The 243-nt window shown below is 35.4% G+C and carries 1 protein-coding gene; it reads right to left on the reverse strand.

Going from position 1 to position 243, the window contains the following annotated elements:
• Window positions 1-243 (reverse strand): hypothetical protein (locus G6042_RS14675; protein WP_169522314.1); only part of this gene is annotated, 243 nt, incomplete at both ends.

Consider the following 243-nt stretch of genomic DNA (forward strand, 5'->3'; position numbering starts at 1 on the left):
GCCTGTTTGAGCGTTTGAACCTAATAAAGAAAATAAGTCTATCGCATTTTGATTAGAACAAATAGTAAAATTAGCAACATCGTTTCCTGCATTTGGAACTGGATTTACGATTACAGTAATGATTGCTTCATCGTTATCACATGGATCATTTCCAATTAAACTATAAGTGTAACTTCCAGACAAATCAATTGCTGGATTGAAAATACTTGTTCCACTAGCTAATGCTGGCGACCAAGTTCCACC

The organism is Flavobacterium solisilvae (genome assembly GCF_012911605.1).
GTDB classification, from domain to species: Bacteria; Bacteroidota; Bacteroidia; order Flavobacteriales; family Flavobacteriaceae; genus Flavobacterium; species Flavobacterium solisilvae.